The organism is Gilliamella sp. wkB112 (assembly GCF_001690685.1).
Taxonomy (GTDB): Bacteria; Pseudomonadota; Gammaproteobacteria; order Enterobacterales; family Orbaceae; genus Gilliamella; species Gilliamella apicola_J.
In genome coordinates this window covers 505,384-525,183 of record NZ_LZGL01000009.1, presented here as the reverse complement: position 1 = coordinate 525,183, position 19,800 = coordinate 505,384, and the positions used below count along the sequence as shown (strand labels likewise).

The 19,800-nt window shown below is 32.3% G+C and carries 25 protein-coding genes; 17 read left to right on the top strand and 8 right to left on the bottom strand.

What is annotated here, in order from left to right:
- The 3 genes from A9G12_RS12335 to A9G12_RS04795 all read left to right on the top strand — a co-directional run.
- The coding region (locus A9G12_RS12335) for a hypothetical protein (RefSeq protein WP_176701744.1) at window positions 1-558 on the top strand (558 nt) is incomplete at its 5' end.
- Window positions 559-568: 10 nt separating this feature from the next.
- The gene (locus A9G12_RS04800) at window positions 569-1,348 is read left to right on the top strand and encodes a hypothetical protein (protein WP_065564711.1); all 780 of its coding nucleotides are present in this window, start codon (window positions 569-571) and stop codon (window positions 1,346-1,348) included.
- A gap of 566 nt (window positions 1,349-1,914) precedes the next feature.
- Window positions 1,915-2,562, top strand: coding sequence for an integrase family protein (locus A9G12_RS04795; protein WP_065564710.1), 648 nt, complete (start codon window positions 1,915-1,917; stop codon window positions 2,560-2,562).
- Between the two features lie 146 nt (window positions 2,563-2,708).
- On the opposite strand, the gene A9G12_RS04790 is transcribed toward A9G12_RS04795, so the two are convergent.
- The 3 genes from A9G12_RS04790 to A9G12_RS04780 all read right to left on the bottom strand — a co-directional run bounded on the left by A9G12_RS04790 (window position 2,709) and on the right by A9G12_RS04780 (window position 4,515).
- The gene (locus A9G12_RS04790; RefSeq protein WP_065564709.1) at window positions 2,709-3,080 is read right to left on the bottom strand and encodes a hypothetical protein; all 372 of its coding nucleotides are present in this window, start codon (window positions 3,078-3,080) and stop codon (window positions 2,709-2,711) included.
- 5 nt (window positions 3,081-3,085) lie between these two features.
- Window positions 3,086-3,496, bottom strand: coding sequence for a hypothetical protein (locus tag A9G12_RS04785; protein WP_065564708.1), 411 nt, complete (start codon window positions 3,494-3,496; stop codon window positions 3,086-3,088).
- A 530-nt stretch (window positions 3,497-4,026) separates the two neighbouring features.
- Entirely contained in the window at window positions 4,027-4,515 is a 489-nt protein-coding gene (locus A9G12_RS04780) for a hypothetical protein (protein WP_065564707.1), read from the bottom strand.
- 455 nt (window positions 4,516-4,970) lie between these two features.
- On the opposite strand from A9G12_RS04780, the gene A9G12_RS04775 reads away from it, so the two are divergent.
- The 6 genes from A9G12_RS04775 to acuI all read left to right on the top strand — a co-directional run bounded on the left by A9G12_RS04775 (window position 4,971) and on the right by acuI (window position 10,978).
- Window positions 4,971-5,540, top strand: coding sequence for a hypothetical protein (locus A9G12_RS04775; protein WP_065564706.1), 570 nt, complete (start codon window positions 4,971-4,973; stop codon window positions 5,538-5,540).
- Between the two features lie 407 nt (window positions 5,541-5,947).
- Complete coding sequence (locus tag A9G12_RS04770; protein ID WP_065564705.1) at window positions 5,948-6,865, top strand: formylglycine-generating enzyme family protein; 918 nt, start codon at window positions 5,948-5,950, stop codon at window positions 6,863-6,865.
- 246 nt (window positions 6,866-7,111) lie between these two features.
- Window positions 7,112-7,876 carry a tetratricopeptide repeat protein gene (locus A9G12_RS04765; RefSeq protein WP_065564704.1) on the top strand — a complete coding sequence of 255 codons (765 nt, stop codon included), beginning with the start codon at window positions 7,112-7,114 and terminating at the stop codon, window positions 7,874-7,876.
- A 512-nt stretch (window positions 7,877-8,388) separates the two neighbouring features.
- Window positions 8,389-8,754, top strand: coding sequence for a nuclear transport factor 2 family protein (locus tag A9G12_RS04760; RefSeq protein WP_065564703.1), 366 nt, complete (start codon window positions 8,389-8,391; stop codon window positions 8,752-8,754).
- A 403-nt stretch (window positions 8,755-9,157) separates the two neighbouring features.
- Complete coding sequence (acuR, locus tag A9G12_RS04755) at window positions 9,158-9,781, top strand: acrylate utilization transcriptional regulator AcuR (protein ID WP_065564702.1); 624 nt, start codon at window positions 9,158-9,160, stop codon at window positions 9,779-9,781.
- 201 nt (window positions 9,782-9,982) lie between these two features.
- Entirely contained in the window at window positions 9,983-10,978 is a 996-nt protein-coding gene (gene acuI, locus A9G12_RS04750) for an acrylyl-CoA reductase (NADPH) (RefSeq protein ID WP_065564701.1), read from the top strand.
- 73 nt (window positions 10,979-11,051) lie between these two features.
- Here the strand turns inward: acuI and A9G12_RS04745 are convergent, their stop codons facing one another.
- A complete protein-coding gene (locus tag A9G12_RS04745) occupies window positions 11,052-12,116 on the bottom strand; it encodes a DUF3829 domain-containing protein (RefSeq protein ID WP_065564700.1) in 1,065 nt (354 codons plus the stop codon).
- Window positions 12,117-12,497: 381 nt separating this feature from the next.
- Here A9G12_RS04745 and A9G12_RS04740 point away from each other — a divergent pair, with 381 nt between their 5' ends.
- From A9G12_RS04740 to A9G12_RS04725, 4 genes are all read left to right on the top strand, one after another.
- Window positions 12,498-12,725 (top strand): ChaB family protein, encoded by a 228-nt coding sequence (locus A9G12_RS04740; RefSeq protein WP_065564699.1) that lies wholly within the window; start codon window positions 12,498-12,500, stop codon window positions 12,723-12,725.
- 128 nt (window positions 12,726-12,853) lie between these two features.
- Entirely contained in the window at window positions 12,854-13,138 is a 285-nt protein-coding gene (locus tag A9G12_RS04735; RefSeq protein WP_065564698.1) for a YciI family protein, read from the top strand.
- A gap of 259 nt (window positions 13,139-13,397) precedes the next feature.
- The gene (locus tag A9G12_RS04730; protein WP_065564697.1) at window positions 13,398-13,928 is read left to right on the top strand and encodes an RNA polymerase sigma factor; all 531 of its coding nucleotides are present in this window, start codon (window positions 13,398-13,400) and stop codon (window positions 13,926-13,928) included.
- A 211-nt stretch (window positions 13,929-14,139) separates the two neighbouring features.
- Entirely contained in the window at window positions 14,140-14,478 is a 339-nt protein-coding gene (locus tag A9G12_RS04725; protein WP_065564696.1) for a carboxymuconolactone decarboxylase family protein, read from the top strand.
- 365 nt (window positions 14,479-14,843) lie between these two features.
- Here A9G12_RS04725 and rplI read toward each other — a convergent pair whose 3' ends face one another.
- Genes rplI through rpsF form a run of 4 tightly spaced genes read right to left on the bottom strand, consistent with a single transcriptional unit; the run spans window position 14,844 to window position 16,226 of the window.
- Window positions 14,844-15,293, bottom strand: a complete 450-nt coding sequence (rplI, locus tag A9G12_RS04720) for a 50S ribosomal protein L9 (protein ID WP_065564695.1) — start codon at window positions 15,291-15,293, stop codon at window positions 14,844-14,846.
- Window positions 15,294-15,315: 22 nt separating this feature from the next.
- Window positions 15,316-15,543, bottom strand: a complete 228-nt coding sequence (gene rpsR, locus A9G12_RS04715) for a 30S ribosomal protein S18 (protein ID WP_065556660.1) — start codon at window positions 15,541-15,543, stop codon at window positions 15,316-15,318.
- A gap of 4 nt (window positions 15,544-15,547) precedes the next feature.
- Window positions 15,548-15,859 carry a primosomal replication protein N gene (gene priB / locus A9G12_RS04710; protein ID WP_065564694.1) on the bottom strand — a complete coding sequence of 104 codons (312 nt, stop codon included), beginning with the start codon at window positions 15,857-15,859 and terminating at the stop codon, window positions 15,548-15,550.
- Entirely contained in the window at window positions 15,843-16,226 is a 384-nt protein-coding gene (rpsF, locus tag A9G12_RS04705; protein ID WP_065564693.1) for a 30S ribosomal protein S6, read from the bottom strand. Before rpsF ends, priB begins: the two co-directional genes overlap by 17 nt.
- Window positions 16,227-16,549: 323 nt before the next feature.
- Between rpsF and hinT the strand changes: the two genes are divergently transcribed.
- From hinT to A9G12_RS04685, 4 genes are read left to right on the top strand one after another with little or no spacing between them, the layout of a single operon-like run.
- The gene (gene hinT, locus A9G12_RS04700) at window positions 16,550-16,897 is read left to right on the top strand and encodes a purine nucleoside phosphoramidase (protein WP_065564692.1); all 348 of its coding nucleotides are present in this window, start codon (window positions 16,550-16,552) and stop codon (window positions 16,895-16,897) included.
- A 6-nt stretch (window positions 16,898-16,903) separates the two neighbouring features.
- Window positions 16,904-17,530, top strand: a complete 627-nt coding sequence (locus A9G12_RS04695) for a penicillin-binding protein activator LpoB (RefSeq protein WP_065564691.1) — start codon at window positions 16,904-16,906, stop codon at window positions 17,528-17,530.
- On the top strand, window positions 17,530-18,573 hold the full coding sequence (nagZ, locus tag A9G12_RS04690) for a beta-N-acetylhexosaminidase (protein ID WP_065564690.1): 1,044 nt from the start codon (window positions 17,530-17,532) through the stop codon (window positions 18,571-18,573). Before A9G12_RS04695 ends, nagZ begins: the two co-directional genes overlap by 1 nt.
- Entirely contained in the window at window positions 18,554-19,795 is a 1,242-nt protein-coding gene (locus tag A9G12_RS04685; protein WP_218056574.1) for a sigma 54-interacting transcriptional regulator, read from the top strand. Before nagZ ends, A9G12_RS04685 begins: the two co-directional genes overlap by 20 nt.
- Window positions 19,796-19,800: the final 5 nt, after the last annotated feature.

Sequence of the window (19,800 nt, the reverse complement as noted above, 5' to 3'; positions counted from 1 at the left end):
GCACTGCTATTATTTGGAGAGGTAAGGCGTAAATGTTGGATGGTATACCGGTTTACTCAGAGTGGGGGGGAGCTGTATCTTTGGCGCGCTTATCCTAAAAGTTTATTCTGGCTAATAAGATTGCTTTTTGTAGGATTAGGTGTTGGTGTATTAGTTACAGGTATTATTACAAAAATGGGGATTTTAGCGATAGTAGGCCCTGTCAGTATTGCTTTAGCTTTAGGTTCTGTAGCTATTACTAAAAAATATGAAGAAGAAATGAAAGCTTTTACCACTTGGAGTATTGAATGGTCAAAGATTACACAAGCAACTTATGATCAAAAACGTAATGTGTTTACTTTACATTATGTTTATCCTCCTTTTACTATGCAAGAGAGAAATGAGTTTATGGCTCAAGGTTATACAGATGCTCGCATAGATAATATTATTAGAGAGTGGGATTTTTATATATTTCCTACTCCAGAACTAACTAGTCAAGTAATCCAATTAGTAGAAAGCTCTTTACAAAAAGGTGTAACACTAGAACATAAAAAAATTACTTTACCTGAGGTAGTTTAGTTAAGGAACTATGGCTAAATATCTAGACTATACCCAAACAATGGAATGGCATTCAGATAAACCAGTTATTTTAAGTTGGCAAATTAAAACCATCGCCCATCAATGGCAAAAATTTGGGTATTTTATAATTTTTGTAATGGCTATTTGTATGGTAGTTTTTTTAGCTATTTTAATTGTAGGTTATGAGGATTGGGGAACACCTTGTATGCCTTTAGTTGTTATGGGGATTGGGGCACTGCTATTATTTGGAGAGGTAAGGCGTAAATGTTGGATGGTATACCGGTTTACTCAGAGTGGGGGGGAGCTGTATCTTTGGCGCGCTTATCCTAAAAGTTTATTCTGGCTAATAAGATTGCTTTTTGTAGGATTAGGTGTTGGTGTATTAGTTACAGGTATTATTACAAAAATGGGGATTTTAGCGATAGTAGGCCCTGTCAGTATTGCTTTAGCTTTAGGTTCTGTAGCTATTACTAAAAAATATGAAGAAGAAATGAAAGCTTTTACCACTTGGAGTATTGAATGGTCAAAGATTACACAAGCAACTTATGATCAAAAACGTAATGTGTTTACTTTACATTATGTTTATCCTCCTTTTACTATGCAAGAGAGAAATGAGTTTATGGCTCAAGGTTATACAGATGTTCGCATAGATAATATTATTAGAGAGTGGGATTTTTATATATTTCCTACTCCAGAACTAACTAGTCAAGTAATCCAATTAGTAGAAAGCTCTTTACAAAAAGGTGTAACACTAAAACATAAAAAAATTACTTTACCTGAGGTAGTTTAGTTAATGATTATAGATATAGACTAAAACGATCCCTATGAATCACACATTTTAATCTTCTATTTTATAGATAACTGCCATTTCGGTAGAAATGGCTTCTCTTAATTTTATTACCCTTATACCTTTTTCTTTTGTACTTTTTAGTTGATTTGTATTGATTAACCGCTCTATCACCTATTAAAATAGGTATCTAGCGTGAAGTGGTACATTAAAAGGTACATTCTTATTTAAACATGTTTAACAATACTAGAGATTTCAAAGGGATACAAAGTTAATAAAAAAGATGTTTTCCGCTCCAGATATTAATCTACAGACGTCCAGTAACATCTGAATATTCTAGATAATAAAAGCGTTACGTCTCTCATCTTTCCAAGCAAAACCATTGAAATGTACTCAAATGTATGTCACTTAAGTACATCATTTTTAAGTTAAGTACTTAGGTGCTCATTATTTAATTTAGTCTGATTCTACTTCGTTTTGTCGTAGGTCGACCTCTTGATGTTTTCTATTTTTTTATTTTTTTTTGTTTTGTTTTTTCCGTTTTCATCTCTTATCAAGAGGATATGGGTATGAGTCGTTTAACGGTTTTAGGGATTCGCCGTGCGAAAGCGAAGTCGTCGGTGAATACGCTGTCTGATGGGCGTGGCTTGAGTTTACGAATTGAACCATCTGGGGTTAAGTTGTGGCATTTTCGGTTTTATTGGCAGAATAAGCAGCAACGCAGTCGTTCAGTCGGTTATCGGGTTATGAGGAGGGATCGCCGAATTGTATTGGGGATTAGGCTGTTGTTATTGACGGCAGTTCGTCCGGGTGAGTTGCGTTATGCCGAGCCTGATCATTTTGATTTGGTTAAGGGGGGGAATGTACCGTCTGAGCAGGTGAAGCAGTTGCAACGATTGGCTTTGTCATTACCGAAAGGGGCTGTACCACCGTTTGTGGTACCATTGCCAAGACAGGCGATTGAAATTGTTGAGGAGCTTCTACGGTTACGTTTTCATGGACAGAAGTATTTGTTGCCACATCGCAGTGAACCGCAGCTGTGTATCAGTGAGAATTCATTGAATCAGTGTTTACGGCGTTTGGGATTTAAGGATAGGTTGACAACCCATGGGATTAGAGCAACGATTTCAACGTCCTTAAATGAACTGGGGTATCCTAGGGAGTGGATTGAGGAGCGGTTGTGTAAACCAAAAATGGATTCAAGGAATTTAAGTTAGTTTAGGTATTATTTTAAGACGATAATTCAATAATGGCGCTTAATAAATAAGCGTCATTAAATTTGAGCTACTACGGCTAATAAAAAATAATTCAATACTTTATCATCAAAATAATATTTTTGAAAAAGGTACTAATATATCTGTATTCATAAGAACTCTAAAGTTATACGGTCAACTAATAATGATACAAACTTTCCATTTAGATAAGCATAATCAGTTAAAAAAATATCATCTTGGAATTTAATACTTTTTACTTCTAGAGTATCTTCATTAATTCTTCCATAAAGATAATACTTAAAGCCATTTCCTATGTGGATTATATTACTTTCTTCACTATTTTCTTCTTTGATATTCCACTCATCAAGGATTGTAAATCCAATATCAGCAGGATACTCTTTATTTATTTCTATTTTATACGGACAAATATTGGCAAAACAGATGATATTAAAACCATCAACTTTAATAACAACTTCCTCTTCTATAATATCACTTAGCTCGCAAACTAAAATATTATTCATCTATCTTATTCCACCACATTTATTGTTTTATCTATAGGCCCTTTACCATTCAACATTCTCCAGAAGGATTTTCCACTTACAACATGAATTGTTGTAATATAACCTTGGTTATTTGTACCAACAAATCCAAACTTTGACTCTCCTTTTGATGAATTAGTGAAATAGCTTACATAACCAGTTCTCATCTCACCTTTATAATCATATTGTACTTTATATCCTGATCTTATTATATAATTACCAATATTTAAGTATTCATTAACATTTTCAGCTTTAAATTCACCTCCATGCTTTATAAAATGTTGCTCTAACTTTTCTAGTGATGCGAAATTATATTGTCTTATAGGTCTAACAAAAGTACCTGTAGGAAGAGGCCCTACGGCAACAAGGTGATACAAGCCGATTAATATTTCATGCACAAGTAAAAAAGTTTAACAAAGATGAAATTGAGGCTGTACGCAAAGTTATCAAGCAATATCACTCATACAACATTGAATATGCATTCTTAAAAATTTCAGAAGAGCATGAGATAAATATGTTCGATTTTTCAACAAGTAAAGAAAAAAAAGGTCGATTGACACCTAATCGAGAAACAATATTTAGACTATCTAACTATGAAATGCTAACCTATTCAATAGGTCATAGAGAGTTGAGACAAGTCACAGATGGACATCCTCGCGAATTAATTATAAGTGTTCACAAAGACTCAACTTTTAAAGACATTAAATACCTAAGCTCTCAACTTTACTGCTTTGCTGCTTTGCTTCTCACTCTTGGCATAGCTACTTCCCTAATCCATTACCAGTTACAATCACTTATTCGGATTTAATAGCCAGAAATCTTGGATGGTTAAACCAACTCCCAGACTGGAATGACTCAATTATGATTGGAAAAATAGGACAGTCTCAATAGTTTTTATAAAAAGTGACAACATCTATCAACTACGCGATTATCTTTTTGCTAAAGTAGCTGAGTCTGCATACAACGACCAATTTAAATCATCCTTATTATTATCTTTTAGATCATAAAGGACTTGTAAACTAGCAGAATATGATTCAACGTTTTCATCACTCATATACCATATACCTAAATCCTCTCTAAATCTTTGGTATTTAGTATCTGAATCAATTCTTGTAATCAATTTATCAGCACTATCTATACCTATAATAGTCATATAAAAAGCACATAACCTATTTTTTTTATCAAAATCATATCTTACGCTTTCTATTTGTAAATTATGGGTATCTATTCCCATTACACTTTGAGGTAGTTCTTTGCTTAAATAAGAACTATATTCTGTATTAAAATCAGCTTCTTCAAGTGGAATAATCTTGCTAATACGATTATAGGTATCATTTGGTTGAATATTAAGATCCTTTGTTTTACTACAGTTTATAATAAACAAAACTATCAATATAATAATTAAGTACTTTTTCATCAATCATTTCCTAATTATAATTATAGCAATTAGTTGCCCTATCTCCATTTGCATATATTGAATTAGAACTAAAGGATGAAATAATTTATTGAATTTAGCATTTATAAAAATTGCAAACAAGATTTTTTATGAATGATCTTTATTTGATAAACTTACATTGCTTCCATTGATAATCTAATCAGTAAGTAAAATATTTTAAGACATATTAATAGATTTTTACATTGTTAACCTAACTATCCAGTTTATCAGAAGGATATAACAAAGTTTAAAACAACCGTAAATATTATGATTTATAACATACCAGTATTATACTACTTAAAATTGGTATAGAGAGATAATACAAAGCAATGTACAAATTAATCAATAAATTTAACACAACTATATTCTTAGTCATTTTAGTGTTCATCTATTTTTTTTCATCAATAGCTAATGCAGAGTCTACTAAGGATAATAGTATGAATAATAAATTTGATATTATAGAGTTTAATCAACACAAAGATAGATTTAATAATTGGGAGTTTTTTCTTTCAGATGGTTCAAAGGTAAGAAGATTTAAAGCAGCTGATTATTACTTAGAACATATCAAACTATCTGATTCGCCCTATATAAAAATTAGTGCTTATAACAAAAATGGCGTTTTATTGCAAAAAGGTACTAAATTTTATGATATTAAATTAGATATGGAGGATTATGACTTACAAGGAAATATGCTAAAAAAGACTACTTATGATGCTCCTTATAAATTGACTATAGAAGAACTTAGAAAAATAATACAAGATAACTTTAATATAGATATTATGAATACCAAGCAGGTTTTTGCGCTTAATAGATTTGAAGATAAAAAAGTAACAAACCTACCCTATTATTTAGTAAGGTATATTGATCAACAAGAGAATCAAAAATTCCATTATATATTAGTTAATGGTAATACAGGGGAAATAGTACATACGATAGATGGTTATTTTATGAGTGAAGAGAATAAAGATATTTGGCAAGAATACCTTAAAACACGGAAAACTAAATGAGCATCGTAACTCTTAAATGAATTATATACTTTTATAATTAACATTAAAATTAATTTTTATTATAGCTAAATTGCGTAATCAATATAGTAGCGATTTATCCTCATCGCGTATTAAGCTATTTTTCGCCTATAAAACACTATTCTTCCACTAAAATTAAATTAGCAACCCATAATCTAAAAAGCTTAATCGATTCATGATTTATGTAAAATCATTTATTAATTGAATCCTTTATCCTAAAAAAAGTACAATAAAAATCTTATAGAAAAATTTATAAGCGAGTTTGACAGTTCGCATTAAGAACATCATTACTTTTACTAGTGGTGATGATTTAGTTTTAAACAGAACTAGTTTTTCTTGGTTAGTAAAAGCAACTAACGATCAATATTTTGTATAGAGGACAGGACTTGATGAGAACAGCTAAAACATACGCTATCATGTTATACCTATTTATTATTATGACGGCTTGCCATGCGGATAGCCCCCAAGAAAATATTATAAAGGTTAAGCAAAGTAGTCTTGAAAATTTTATCTATCTACAAGGTGGTACTTTTACGATGGGTGACTTTGGTGTTGAGAAAAATGGCAGACACCTGCGGCTTAGTTTGAAAAACAATACTCAACCTCATCAAGTCACATTAACCAGCTTCTCACTGGCTCGTTATAAAGTCACCTGGTTTGACTATGATACTTACTTGCTAATAACAGGCAAACCTATACAGCAAATGGTCAATTATGGCGATCCAATGGAAGTGCAATATTGGGATGGTAAAAGACAGCCTTACCAACAAACTAAAGACGGAAATGAACAGTGGTCGGCTAACCCTTACTATGAGAAAAACCCAGCTTCAGTTCAGTGGCAGGATGCCAAAGATTATTGTCAATGGTTAGGGCAACAACTTAATCTACCTATAGACCTGCCTACCGAAGCTCAGTGGGAATATGCGGCCCGTAGCGGAGGCTATAAGGTACTTTATGCCAATGCGCAAGGAGATATTCATAATCCGCCGACAGAGAGAAATTTCAGTGATGATCCTGAAGTTATTTCCTATGCTACTCGTTTTGTCCCTGTGGGCACTTTATCAACGCCTAATGCTGCAGGATTTTATGATATGGACAATAACGGTTGGGAATGGGTGCATGACTGGTATAGTCAAACCTATAGTTCAGATGCTCAAAATATTACTAACCCTCAAGGGCCAGAAAGCGGTTCATTAACATTTAAATCATCCCGAGTTTGGGGCGCTACCTTTGATAGAGCAGCAATGTATCCTCATGCATTTATCACATTTCGTTGCGCCGTGAATAGTGAAAAACCCGTACAATAAGTTATGATGTATAGGATATTGACGGCTATCATTTTGCTTGTGCAACTTGGTAGTTGTAAAAAGTTAATAAAAATGTTGAAACAGTTAAGAAAAATACCTTGAATTAGCATGTTTATCTATTCAGAGAGAAAAATTGGATACCAGATTTTTTTTCATAAATTCACCTAATATATAAACTATATATTTTATACAGCTTAACGTATACTTAATTTAACCAAGCCATATCTGTAAAAGAAATTATAGTAAATGAAATATTATATAGTTTGTTTGTTAACCGCCTTATTTATACCTATGGATATTTGTTGGGCCAATGATATTCTTGATATAAAAAACATAGAAGTTGATTGCAAAAAAAATAATAAAGCTGCATGTAAAAAAGTGGGTGACTATTATTTAAATAATAAAATTAAAGCCTATGCTCCAAGTAAAGCCCATGAATATTATGATAAAGCTTGTAATGCTTTTGATGCAGAATCTTGTAATATAATGGGATCATTATATATGAAAGGCTACACTGTAGCTAAAGATGCTCAAAAAGCGAAAGCATATTTTTTAAAAGCCTGTAGTTTGAAATCAGGAGCTATCTGTACTCCCCTCGGTGTAATATATGCTAATGGTGTCGCTGTTTCAAAAAACGAAGACATTGCAATGGGTTATTTTAGTTTTGATTGTAGTAATGGTTATATGGAAGGTTGTTACAATAAAGGTCTAATATATCAACGTAAAAAACAAATGGAGCTAGCAATAACTTACCATAACCAAGCTTGCGATGCTTTATATACACCAGCTTGTAATGAATTAATTCGTATTTATCATAACTATTATAAGAATTATGATATGGCCTTTCTTTTTGCTCAAAAATCTTGTGATGCCAATGATGCTGATGGTTGTTTTAGATTAGGTTATTATTATTACTGGGTAAAAAATGATCACAAAAAGTCTTCGGAAGCTTATGCCAAAGCGTGCAAAAGTGGAATTACTGAAGCATGTAAGAGATCTGGAATACAATAATATTAATGGTAGCTATCACTATCTAATAGGAAATCCTCCTTTTGATAGACTATGGTACTTTATTATAGAGTTTTTTCGGTTGATTTTATGTGTCAGTGTAGTGTAATAATTTATATATACTTTATGTCAGGACAACTATAATAGTTTGGTAACAAGAATACCTTAAGTCACTTATAACTAAATAAGTACTAATATATTAGGGTAAATTAAATAATGTTTTATATATTAATCGGCTTTATAAAGATATAAACTACTTGTTTATGATTATAATTGTATTTCTTCATCAAATTATTAATATTAGATATAATTTTCCATTTTTCGATTAATAGGTAAATATGCCAGTTCTTTCCCTGTTTGGTTAGTGTCTTAATTTATATTAAGTTACCTATCCCCTTGATATTTATTAGTATGGATCTAAAATTATTTTGGTTTTCAGATACTGATGATTCGTAAATTACAAGCAAAAAACTAGTTTTTAAAATATAAGTAAGTTAAAAAATAGGTATTTTATTATGAATAATAAACAATTAGTTATTAACTTCTATGAGGATATTTTTGTCGAAGGCAATCTAGCTAAAATTTCCGATTATGTTGCTGATGATTATATTCAACATAATCCACGAGTAACAACAGGTAGAATTGGTTTTATCAAATTTATTGAAGAATTTATAAAACTGAAACCTAAAATAGAATTTATTAATGTGAGTTGTGAAAATAATTTTGTTTATGTATTTTTTAAATGCACACTAGCTAATGGCATTATCAATAAAGTATGTGATATCTATCGTGTTGAAAACTCTAAGTTAGTTGAACATTGGGATGTTATTGAGCATAATGTTGGAAAGATTGAAGCCGTGCATAATAATGGTATTTTTTAGTTATTAAGGGCAAATGTTTAGTTTATATGAGCTTGTTTATATAGTTAAAATAATTTGCTGTTTATAAGTGAGTTTTTGTTTATTACTAGCTTACATAATAAATTTATATTGATTTTATGTGGCTTGTTAATAATTAAGTTTAGATAATCGTTATCAAGTATGTATTTTTTTGATCATAACAGTTATTTAGCTAGGCTGTACCTATTTATTCTTTCACGATCAATGTATCCCAAATTGGATCACTATCATGTTTAGCCTTTTTTGAGGTTGATTTCAACCAAGGAGTTTTTTAATTCTGATTTTGGTATTGTTAAGAATATAATTGCATTTACTAGTATGACTATTTATTATTTATAATTCAATTTAACTTTATATTACCTGCAATAACAGGATCAGAAATAACATGCTTGCTAGTCAAAATACTTTAGCTAACAATCTTTCTAAAAAAGGTCTTGAAACTAGAACGGCACTAATTCGTAGTGGCGTGGAGTTGATGACAACTTATGGTTATATTTCCTGCAATATTGAAAGTATTTTGCAAAAAGTTGATGTGCCTAAAGGATCTTTTTATTATTACTTTAAAAGTAAAGAAGATTTTGGGCGAGCAATTATTGCTAATTATGATAGTTTTTTTGCCTATAAATTAGATAAGCATTTGACTAATGAGTCAATTACTTCGCCATTATCAAGAATTTCAGCTTTTTATGAAGATGCCAAACAGGGTATGGCAAAATATGCTTTTAATCGTGGTTGTTTAATTGGCGAGTTAATCCAAGAAGAATCGTTATTACCCGATGGCTATAATAAAATATTAGAGCAAATTTTAACTAGCTGGCAAACTAAAATAGAACAGTGTTTATTGCAGGCACAGCAATTGGGGGAAATTGCTGTAGATATTAATTGTAATGAGTTGGCACAATTTTTTTGGATTGGTTGGGAGGGAGCGGTCACCCGAAGTAAATTAATCAAAAATTCTGAACCTCTAGATATTTTTATGCAGTTTTTCTTAAATAAAATCATTAAATAATCTTTTAAGATTTAATTTTTCTTTTCTAATGAGCGTAATTATTAATTAGTCTATTTTTATATATTGCAATTTACTAGACGATCGGTCTATAATTTTTTAGACCAATCGTCTATAAACAATTAATAAATAATTTTTGCACTCATCATTATTTATTAACTTAATAAGTAGCATTTAGGTTACGGCAAGTAATAAGGAGTTTTCATGTCATTCAATGCGATTTTGTTAGCAAAAGACGCCAATACTGGTTTTTCAGCTTCATTAAATAAAATTAATAAACAGCAACTATTAGCTCAAGAAGGTGATACCTTAATTGAGGTTCAGTATTCAAGTATTAACTATAAAGATGCATTAGCGTTAACCAATAAAAGTCCAATAGTCAGGCAATGGCCAATGGTGCCTGGAATTGATGGAGTTGGTAAGGTAGTGGAGTGTGCTAGCGGTCGTTATCAACAAGGTGATATGGTTATTTTAAATGGTTGGGGTTGTGGTGAAACTCATTGGGGATGTTTAGCGCAATATACTTATTTAAAATCTGATTGGCTGATCCCTTTACCTAATAATCTTACACCTTACCAAGCTATGGTTATTGGTACGGCTGGATATACGGCCGCATTATGTGTAAAGCGTATTGTTGATTTTGGGGTTAAACCTGAGCCGGGCAAGATATTAGTTACAGGTGCTAGTGGTGGAGTAGGCTCAATTGCGATCGCTTTGCTAGCGAAACTTGGTTATCAGGTTACAGCATCAACCAGTAAAATAAATGATAGCGATTATTTAACCGGATTAGGAGCTGTTAATATTATTGATAGTCAAACATTAAAACTAGCAGGTAAACCACTGCAAAAAGAACTATGGTCAGCAGTTGTGGATGTAGTGGGTTCACATACTTTAGCTAATGTGTGTGCCCAAACTCAATATGGTGGAATAGTTGCCTGTTGTGGGCTGGCACAAGGTATGGATTTTCCAGCTACGGTGGCTCCGTTTATTTTGCGTGGAATAACTTTGGCTGGTGTTGATAGTGTTATGGCTAGTTACGATAAGCGTATAGCAGCATGGGACTTATTGTCCCAGCATTTAGATGGTGAAATATTAGCTCATATTGGCAATACTATCACTTTAACTGAGTGTGTTGATTCCGCTAATAAAATGATAGCCGGACAAATAAAAGGTCGTTTTGTGGTAGATGTGAATCAATAAATTAAATTTAGACTAGCCCATAAAATAGGCTAGTCTGTTTGCGCTTAATCGTAACCAAATTGATGGTAATAAATTATCTGACTAAAGAATTATATTTTTCAATTACGCTATTAAGCTCAATCTCATTAAGATGATCGATTTGATTATTTATATTTTTTTCATGAATATCACGTAATACCACTTTAGCTTGCACTAAAAAACCTGAAAGGGCATCTCTGTATCGATAAAAATCATCAATATTTTTAATCCCTTCTTTTTTAAGATCATCTTTAGTTATCTTGCTAGATTTTAATTCATTAGCTATTGCTTCTAAAGCGGTTAGTTTTTGCTCTGGGATTGATTTATCAAAATTAGCAAAGCCATCTTTAGATTTATCGTTGATTATACTTACAAATTCTTCAGATAAATCTAAAGCCTCATAAATATTAAAGATAATTAGCAAACCTTCTTTTTTAAGTTGTATTTTTTGAGCTTGATGTAACTCATTGTATAAATTATTGTAGGCGATAAATGCACTATCTTTGGCTTGTAAATAGTTTTTATAAGCAGTTAAAAGTCTATTATTAAGTTCTTCTGATTTAGCAAAATCATCTAACTTGTATTCTTTGTCAACTTTATAATAGTTATAGAAATCTATATATACTTTTCCTAATTCAATAAACTGGTCACCATATACTTTACCAGTTGCATCTAGAGCTGGTAATTCAGGGGAATAAGCGACTAGTTTAGTGATTAAATTACTATACTTTTCCAAGTAATCTAATCTTGGTATACCATGAATCATTAAGAATGTTATATCTATTTCACCTTTCGCTTTACGAAGGTTATTTAAAATTAAGTGACCATCTTTATCCGTATATTTTTCGAAATATTGCTCTATTGCTTCAATCATATGAGTTGTAGCAAGTCGATTTTCTAATACTAATCCAGGTGTGGTATATTGTAATTCGAGAACATCAAGCCATAAATTTGCTTTTTTGGCTTTTAAACCTAATAATTCTGATTGATTTACATCCGATTGTTTTGCCTGTGTGGGTTCAGATACGGTCGATTCGACTTTGTTTTCACTGGATTTTTCATTACAACCTAGGATTAATAAACTAGTAATTAAAATGGCAAGAAATTTTTTTCGATTCATCTTTATTTCCTTATATTTTGATTCTATCAACTTTGGCTAAAGTGATTTATACAACATAAAAAATTTAAATTCGTTAAAATAATATCTTATATGTTAAATACGTTCATTAATAATTTAGTATTATATTTATATATTAACTATTATTACAATGAGTCATTTTACTACTAATATCACTAAAATAAGTAAGTAATTTTTATTAAAGATCGTAAAGTAATATTTATAACAACAACTAACTTATAATTATTATGAAAATAAACAAAACTTGTATTACTCCTAAAAAAAGCATAAATTCTAGAGTGAATTATGATGATGTAGCAGTTTTAACTTTTACCGTTTTTAAATTTTCAATCATGCATGATTAATTTATAGAGGAAATGTTATATGCCTTATCAAACACGTAATGATTTACCGGATTCAGTTCGCCATGTTTTACCTGAACATGCCCAAGACATTTTTAAAGAAGCATTCAATAGTGCGATAAAAGAGTATCAAGATCCTAAAAAACGACGAGACAACAGTAATCCAGAGCAAATTGCTTTTCGTGTTGCTTGGTCAGCGGTTGAAAAGCTTTATCATAAAGATGAAAACGGCAAATGGGTTGCAAAATAGTAACTTGAACAATGTATACTTTGTTTTAACATTCTCATAATACTGTATGATTGATGCTCAATAAAAACGAGTATAATCAAAGCCAACATATATGGTTGGCTTATTATTTTTTAAATGGAGACATTAAAATGTTTATTTTTTCTCTTACCTACCTTAAACCGATTAATGAAGTAGAAAAATACTTACCGCAACATATCGATTATTTAGAACATCATTATCAATCAGGGCATTTTATTGCTTCCGGTCGCAAAGTACCTCGTGTCGGAGGTATCATTCTTTGTCGTGTTGAAAGTCGTGAAAAAGCAATAGCTATAATGCAAAAAGATCCGTTTTATATTCATCAAATTGCCGAGTACGACATAATTGAATTTGTACCAACTAAATATGCCAACGGATTTGAAGCATTTATTTAATACTTACCAATTGAATATTCAAGCTTAAATATTCAATTTAGTGATATCTTCAAAATTTCATAAATATGAAAGGAATTTGCTCGACTAATTGATCGTCATAATCCGCACGCAGATTTAATCAATATCTAAAATTGCAAATTTTTATGAATCCTTTTGCCACTATTCATCCTCTATATAATCAAATAAATGTTATTTAAAAGTCTTAGGAAATGATACTTTTAGCATAACAAAATTAAAAATTTCACAATAATTAAATTATATGAACCCAAAAAACGAAAAACTCATTCAAGCGGCTTGTATGGGCAATAAACAAGCTTTAGAACAACTACTTATCCTTTGCCAACCTGATATTAAAAGGTTTGCTAGGCGAACTTGTTCTTCAGCTGAAGATGTTGAAGATGCTGTGCAAATCGCTCTTTGGCAAATGTATAGAAAAATTGGCACATTGAAAACAATAGCGACTTTCGCCAGCTGGTTATTTCGAATTATTGAAAGGGAGTGTTATCGATTATTTAGAGCTAGACAATCAAAAAGTATTAATAGTGAATTTAATCTAGAAAACATTGCTATGCAAAATACAGATTTGAGTCTGCATATTGATTTAACCAATGCTATTGGTTCGTTACCATTCATTTATCGTCAAGTATTAATTTTGCGCGATATTGAAGAATATAGTGCACCCGAAGTTGCTGAAAAATTGGGTATCACTATTGAGGCAGTAAAAAGCAGATTGCATCGAGCAAGAATGATTATAAAACAAAAGTTGGATTCAAAAACCTATCTAAATTAATAGATTTAAAAAAGGAGAGTTTATGTATTGTCGTAATTTTGTAAGTTTGCATTTAATAAGAGGCGTGTGTGCTTTGATGCTAGTTTTAGCACTATTTTTATTTCAGCTTCCTTTATTTGCTAAGCTTGTGTTGTATTTTTATTGCGTGGTTGTCCGGTATGTTGGTTGAGCGGATTAATTTATAAATTAAAAAATAACAAGGCGTAACAATATGAGTTATTACCAATCATCTAATGATTTTAAATATGTCACTACTTTATTGAAATATGCACCTAAAGAAACTCAAGCTTTTATTGATTTTGATCATAGATCGGTTAAGCGGACTGAAGGACATATTCCGGTCAAAATAAGAGAACTTATTGCATTAGCAGTTGCACTTACGACACAATGTGCGTATTGCATTGAAGTTCATAGTAAGAACGCTAAGCGCGTAGGTGCAAGCAAAGAAGAGTTAGCAGAGTTAATTTCTATTGCTGCTGCGGTAAGAGCCGGCGCGACAATGGGACATGGCTTTTTAGCTATGCGATTGTTTGATGAAATGACTTCTTAATATATCCATCGCTATCTTTTACTATAATTTGATGATTTTTCTAAATCATTCCTAATTATGTTTAGGGTATTCAAACTATACATTTTTATTTTCCTCTTATAGTTAATGAGTTGTGGAAATTAATGACGTTAGTATTATTAACAATTTTTACATTATTAATTTATTTATCTTTTACTAAATTTAATGGCAATAAACTTTAATAAAGACGAATAAAGGAAAATAGATAACCAAGTTCAAAATGATAGTTAGTAAGATTGAATATTTATGGCAGTTCTTTTCGGATAAATTGAATTGATGTTTTACTCTATAATTTAATTAATAAAAAACCCGTCAACATGAACGGGTTTTTTGTAATTGTGTGTTTATTATTCTGGAATAATATCAACAATAACTTTTGCAAAAGCTTCACTGTGTACTTGGAATAATACTTCGTGTTCGCCAGTTGTACGTAATACACCATTTGGTAAACGAACTTCGCTTTTAGATACTTGAACACCGTGAGCTTTAACGGCATCAGCAATGTCACGAGTACCAATTGAACCAAACAATCTACCTTCGTCACCAGCTTTAGAAGTAATAGTTACTTTACCAAGCGCATTAATTTCAGCAACGCGTTCTTCAGCGGCTTTTAATGTCTCAGCAAGTTTAGCTTCTAATTCAGCACGACGAGCTTCAAAGAATTCAACATTCTTTTTAGTAGCAGGTACTGCTTTACCTTGTGGGATCAAAAAGTTACGCGCATAACCCGCTTTAACATTAACTTGATCACCTAAGCTGCCTAAATTAGCAACTTTATCGAGTAGAATAATTTGCATTATATGTTCCCTCTGTTGCTAATTACTGATGGTTGTCAGTATATGGTAATAATGCCAAATAACGAGCGCGTTTGATTGCACGAGCTAGTTGACGTTGATATTTTGCACAAGTACCAGTAATACGGCTTGGTACGATTTTACCACTTTCAGTGATATAACTTTTTAATAAAGAAACATCTTTATAATCAATTTCTTTAACACCTTCTGCTGTAAAACGGCAGAATTTGCGACGACGGAAATAACGTGCCATTTGGCTATTCTCCTAATAGTTTAATTTGGTCAGCATGTAACACAAGTTGGCTTGTTTGATTACGTCTAGTATGGGTACTAATAAAACCACTAACTAAAACTTTGCTGCCTTTTTTTATACTGTAACTTAACTCTTTTTGTCCACTAACAATCACCGGCATTATGCACCATGCTTGTCTTGTGAGTTCGGCCTCAATTTGTTCAGAAATATGTTCTAAATAAAATTGACAGTGAGAAATCCCACTAGGACTAACTTTTCGTATCGGGGTTTTAGATACTACACCCGACAATACTAAACGATTATTCGTCGGAATCATCGTCCAAGTTTACTTCGTTAAAATCTTCTTCAGGATTGCGACGTTCATCCTTCGCTTTTAACATAGGTGAAGTTTCAGTTACAGCATGTTTAGTGCGCATAATTAAACTGCGAATCACTGCATCATTGAAACGGAAGTTATCTTCAAGTTCATTAACAGCTTCTTGAGTCGCTTCAACATTCATTAACACATAATGTGCTTTGTGCAGTTTTTCGATAGGATAGGCTAATTGACGACGCCCCCAATCTTCTAAACGATGGATTTTGCCACCATCAGTTGTTAGTGTACCAGTATAACGCTCAATCATACCAGGTACTTGTTCACTCTGATCTGGGTGAACCATAAATACTATTTCGTAATGACGCATTATCGCTCCCTACGGATTAATCAGCTTTCTGTCGGGGGCAACCGCAACCCATTGAAAGCAAGGAACATGAAAAATAGGCGGTTGAAAATCGACGGGGCATTATATACCAACTCGCTATTATTGACAAATGATTATATTTAGTTTGTATAGCAATCATAAAGTGATTTTTATACTAAAATGTCATGCTCTCCTGAAACATCTTTACAAAATTGATTTCATCTGTAAAATGTAACGAAATCTATACATTTTTATTTTAAAAATATGCTATGCTTGCAGTAACATGATTTTTTCATAAGAAAATAGAATAATGAAGGAGAAATTTAATGGCAGAGGAAACTATTTTTAGTAAAATTATTCGACATGAAATTCCCGCTGATATTGTTTACCAAGATGATACGGTTACTGCATTTCGTGACATCTCTCCCCAAGCACCAACTCATATTTTAATTATTCCTAATAAATTAATTCCAACCCTTAACGATGTGACAGTTCAAGATGAAGCCATGCTTGGTCACATGATAACTGTGGCAGCGAAAATCGCACAACTAGAAGGTATTGATACTAATGGCTATCGCTTAATTATGAATTGCAATAAAGATGCCGGACAAGAAGTCTTCCATATTCATATGCATTTATTGGGTGGCAAAAATTTAGGTCGATTATTAGGTTAATCAATCATGAAACAGCAAAAAAGAATATTAATTACTATAGCGATGATTTTTTTATTAGCAGGTTGTCAATTGTTTCCTAAACCTGAAAATAAACAAGTTAACCAGCCAGTTGATGTAATTAAACCACCTGATGAGGTAGTTGAAACACCACCAGAAATAATCAAAAAAACTGATTGGAATTCAATCCTATCACCGTTTGTAAATAAATTGTTGCAGTCATCTTCAACTTATGATGACAACAAGGTTATTTTGATAAGTGATATTCAAAATCGTAGTGGTGACTATATTGTAACTAGTCAGGTTGATGAAGTATTACATCAATTAATGGCTCAACAAAAAATCTTTTCCGTGGCAGATAGACAATCAATAAATCAAGCTAAGCAAGCGTTAGGTATTTCCCCTGATGATAAGTTAGTGTCACGCAGCAAAATGATTGGTATCGCTAAATCGATGAATGCAGGTTATGTGTTGTTTACCACTATTTATAAACTACCAAGTGATAATAATGAAGCTAATTTGGCGATGGAGCTACTTTCTACTCAATCAGGTGAAATTTTACAACGAGTTACCTCAAAAGAGTTAATCAAAGCATCTAATACGAATGCGGATAATGTTAAAGAGGTTACTGAATAATGGGGCCATTATTGATTGATGTTGAAGGTACATCCTTAACTAAGGATGATAGAAAACTATTGCAAAATCCATTAGTTGCTGGTGTCATTTTATTTAGTCGTAATTTCGAAGATCAAAGCCAATTAAGTGAACTAATTAAAGAAATTCGATCTGTATCAACTGAACGATTATTGATTTCAGTGGATCATGAAGGTGGTCGAGTACAGCGTTTTAAGCAAGGGTTTACTGTTATTCCACCCGCACAATCATTTGCAGTACTAAATGAACTTGAACAAGCCAAAGCGTTGGCTTTTGATGCCGGTTGGTTATTGGCGATAGAACTTATTGCTTTTGATATCGATCTTAGTTATGCCCCTGTGTTAGATTTAGGGCATGAATGTTTAGCAATTGGTACGCGCTCTTTTCATGAAAATGCTGATATTGCTTTACAAGTAGCTACCTCAATGATTGATGGTATGCATGCTGCAGGAATGAAAACTACTGGTAAACACTTTCCTGGTCATGGACATGTTATTGCTGATTCTCACAAAGAAACACCGATTGATCATCGTGATAAATCGCTAATTGAGCAAGATATGCAAATTTTTACCAATCTAATTACAGCTAAAAAACTCGATGCCATAATGCCGGCTCATGTTATTTATCCAGCTTTTGATGATAAACCAGCTAGTGCTTCCCAATATTGGCTTAAAACTATATTGCGTCAGCAGCTACAGTTTGATGGCATTATATTTTCTGATGATTTATCCATGGAAGGCGCAGCCGTATTAGGTGATCATGCCCAACGAGCACAGGCAGCATTAGCTGCAGGTTGCGATTTGCTGTTAGCTTGTAACAATAGGCAAGGTACTTTAGCTATATTAGAACAGTTAGCTGTTTTAGCTAAACAGCAGTCATTAGTATCTAATAAAGCTAAACAATTACTTAGCAATAAACAGATCACTTATGCCGAATTAACTAAAAATCATGATTGGCGGCTCCGTCATGATAATTTAACCAAACTAAATGAAAAGTGGATTAAATATGCAAGCAGCAATCTTTGAAATTAATCTTAACAAACAACTGGTTGCATATAATGACACCGCTAGAAAGTTGTTCTCTTCTGATTTGTTAAAATTAAATCATATTTTTGATTATTATCATATTTTTAATTTAGATGCTAATAATGGTTTTGCAAAACAAGATGATACGATTATTGTATTAAATGCTCAGTATTTTTTATTACAGCAAATTATAGAATCATCAAAAACAATTTTTATTTTGCAACCCATTGAATACCTAAAAAAACGCTTGTCAAAAATCAATGTGGTCGGTAGTCATGCATTTGATATTTTTGCCACTCAAAGTCAAGCGATGCAAAAATTAATCGCTCAAGCCAAAGCGTTTTCAATACAAAGAGAACCGTTATTGATTTCCGGTGAAACTGGAACAGGTAAGGATTTACTTGCCAATGCTTGCCATCAATACAGTCCACGAGGTGATCAAACCTTTTTAGGTTTAAATTGTGCCGCTATGCCGGATGATGTTGTTGAAAGTGAATTGTATGGACATGCTGCTGGTGCTTACCCCGGAGCTGTTGAGAGTAAAAAAGGTTTTTTTGAGCAGGCCAATGGTGGTTCGGTTTTGCTCGATGGTATTGATGAAATGTCTTTCCAAATGCAAACGAAGCTACTCAGATTTATAAATGATGGTTATTTTCGCCGTGTGGGTGATGATGATGAAGTTTATGTTGATGTACGAATTATTTGTGCGACTAAAGTCGATTTAGCACTACTGGTTGAACAAGGTAATTTCAGGAAAGATCTATATTATCGCCTTAATGTATTATCACTTAATTTACCTTCTTTGCAAGAACGTAAAGATGATATTGCTCCTCTCACTAATATGTTTGTAAATGAATTTGCTAACAAACAAGGAATTACACCACCAACAATTGACAATGCGGTGGTTGATTACTTATCACGTTACTCATGGCCAGGCAATGTAAGGCAACTAAAAAATGTACTCTATTCTGCATTGGCACAATTGACAACCAACGCTTTAACCGTAAAAGATCTTGTATTACCAATGCCGGCTACATCAAAATTATCATGGGTAGAAAATATCGAAAATAAAACTCTCGATGAAATGACCAAACAATTCGAAAAAGAGATCTTATTACGCTTATATGACAAATACCCAAGCTCAAGAAAACTAGCTAAAAGACTCGGAGTCTCGCATACTGCCATTGCTAATAAGCTAAGAGATTATGGGATAGGGCGGTAGTTTTG

Excerpts from the sequence above, each read along its gene's own strand:
- hinT (WP_065564692.1), top strand. The coding sequence starts at position 16,550 with ATGGCAGAGGAAACTATTTTTAGTAAAATTATTCGACATGAAATTCCC.
- A9G12_RS04685 (WP_218056574.1), top strand. The coding sequence starts at position 18,554 with ATGCAAGCAGCAATCTTTGAAATTAATCTTAACAAACAACTGGTTGCA.
- A9G12_RS04695 (WP_065564691.1), top strand. The coding sequence starts at position 16,904 with ATGAAACAGCAAAAAAGAATATTAATTACTATAGCGATGATTTTTTTA.
- A9G12_RS04780 (WP_065564707.1), bottom strand. The coding sequence starts at position 4,515 with ATGAAAAAGTACTTAATTATTATATTGATAGTTTTGTTTATTATAAAC.
- A9G12_RS04725 (WP_065564696.1), top strand. The coding sequence starts at position 14,140 with ATGAGTTATTACCAATCATCTAATGATTTTAAATATGTCACTACTTTA.
- A9G12_RS04760 (WP_065564703.1), top strand. The coding sequence starts at position 8,389 with ATGAATAATAAACAATTAGTTATTAACTTCTATGAGGATATTTTTGTC.
- acuR (WP_065564702.1), top strand. The coding sequence starts at position 9,158 with ATGCTTGCTAGTCAAAATACTTTAGCTAACAATCTTTCTAAAAAAGGT.
- A9G12_RS04740 (WP_065564699.1), top strand. The coding sequence starts at position 12,498 with ATGCCTTATCAAACACGTAATGATTTACCGGATTCAGTTCGCCATGTT.
- A9G12_RS04735 (WP_065564698.1), top strand. The coding sequence starts at position 12,854 with ATGTTTATTTTTTCTCTTACCTACCTTAAACCGATTAATGAAGTAGAA.
- acuI (WP_065564701.1), top strand. The coding sequence starts at position 9,983 with ATGTCATTCAATGCGATTTTGTTAGCAAAAGACGCCAATACTGGTTTT.
- A9G12_RS04790 (WP_065564709.1), bottom strand. The coding sequence starts at position 3,080 with ATGAATAATATTTTAGTTTGCGAGCTAAGTGATATTATAGAAGAGGAA.
- rpsF (WP_065564693.1), bottom strand. The coding sequence starts at position 16,226 with ATGCGTCATTACGAAATAGTATTTATGGTTCACCCAGATCAGAGTGAA.
- rpsR (WP_065556660.1), bottom strand. The coding sequence starts at position 15,543 with ATGGCACGTTATTTCCGTCGTCGCAAATTCTGCCGTTTTACAGCAGAA.
- A9G12_RS04800 (WP_065564711.1), top strand. The coding sequence starts at position 569 with ATGGCTAAATATCTAGACTATACCCAAACAATGGAATGGCATTCAGAT.
- A9G12_RS04765 (WP_065564704.1), top strand. The coding sequence starts at position 7,112 with ATGAAATATTATATAGTTTGTTTGTTAACCGCCTTATTTATACCTATG.
- A9G12_RS04795 (WP_065564710.1), top strand. The coding sequence starts at position 1,915 with ATGAGTCGTTTAACGGTTTTAGGGATTCGCCGTGCGAAAGCGAAGTCG.
- A9G12_RS04730 (WP_065564697.1), top strand. The coding sequence starts at position 13,398 with ATGAACCCAAAAAACGAAAAACTCATTCAAGCGGCTTGTATGGGCAAT.
- A9G12_RS04770 (WP_065564705.1), top strand. The coding sequence starts at position 5,948 with ATGAGAACAGCTAAAACATACGCTATCATGTTATACCTATTTATTATT.
- rplI (WP_065564695.1), bottom strand. The coding sequence starts at position 15,293 with ATGCAAATTATTCTACTCGATAAAGTTGCTAATTTAGGCAGCTTAGGT.
- A9G12_RS04775 (WP_065564706.1), top strand. The coding sequence starts at position 4,971 with ATGAATAATAAATTTGATATTATAGAGTTTAATCAACACAAAGATAGA.
- priB (WP_065564694.1), bottom strand. The coding sequence starts at position 15,859 with ATGATTCCGACGAATAATCGTTTAGTATTGTCGGGTGTAGTATCTAAA.
- A9G12_RS04745 (WP_065564700.1), bottom strand. The coding sequence starts at position 12,116 with ATGAATCGAAAAAAATTTCTTGCCATTTTAATTACTAGTTTATTAATC.
- nagZ (WP_065564690.1), top strand. The coding sequence starts at position 17,530 with ATGGGGCCATTATTGATTGATGTTGAAGGTACATCCTTAACTAAGGAT.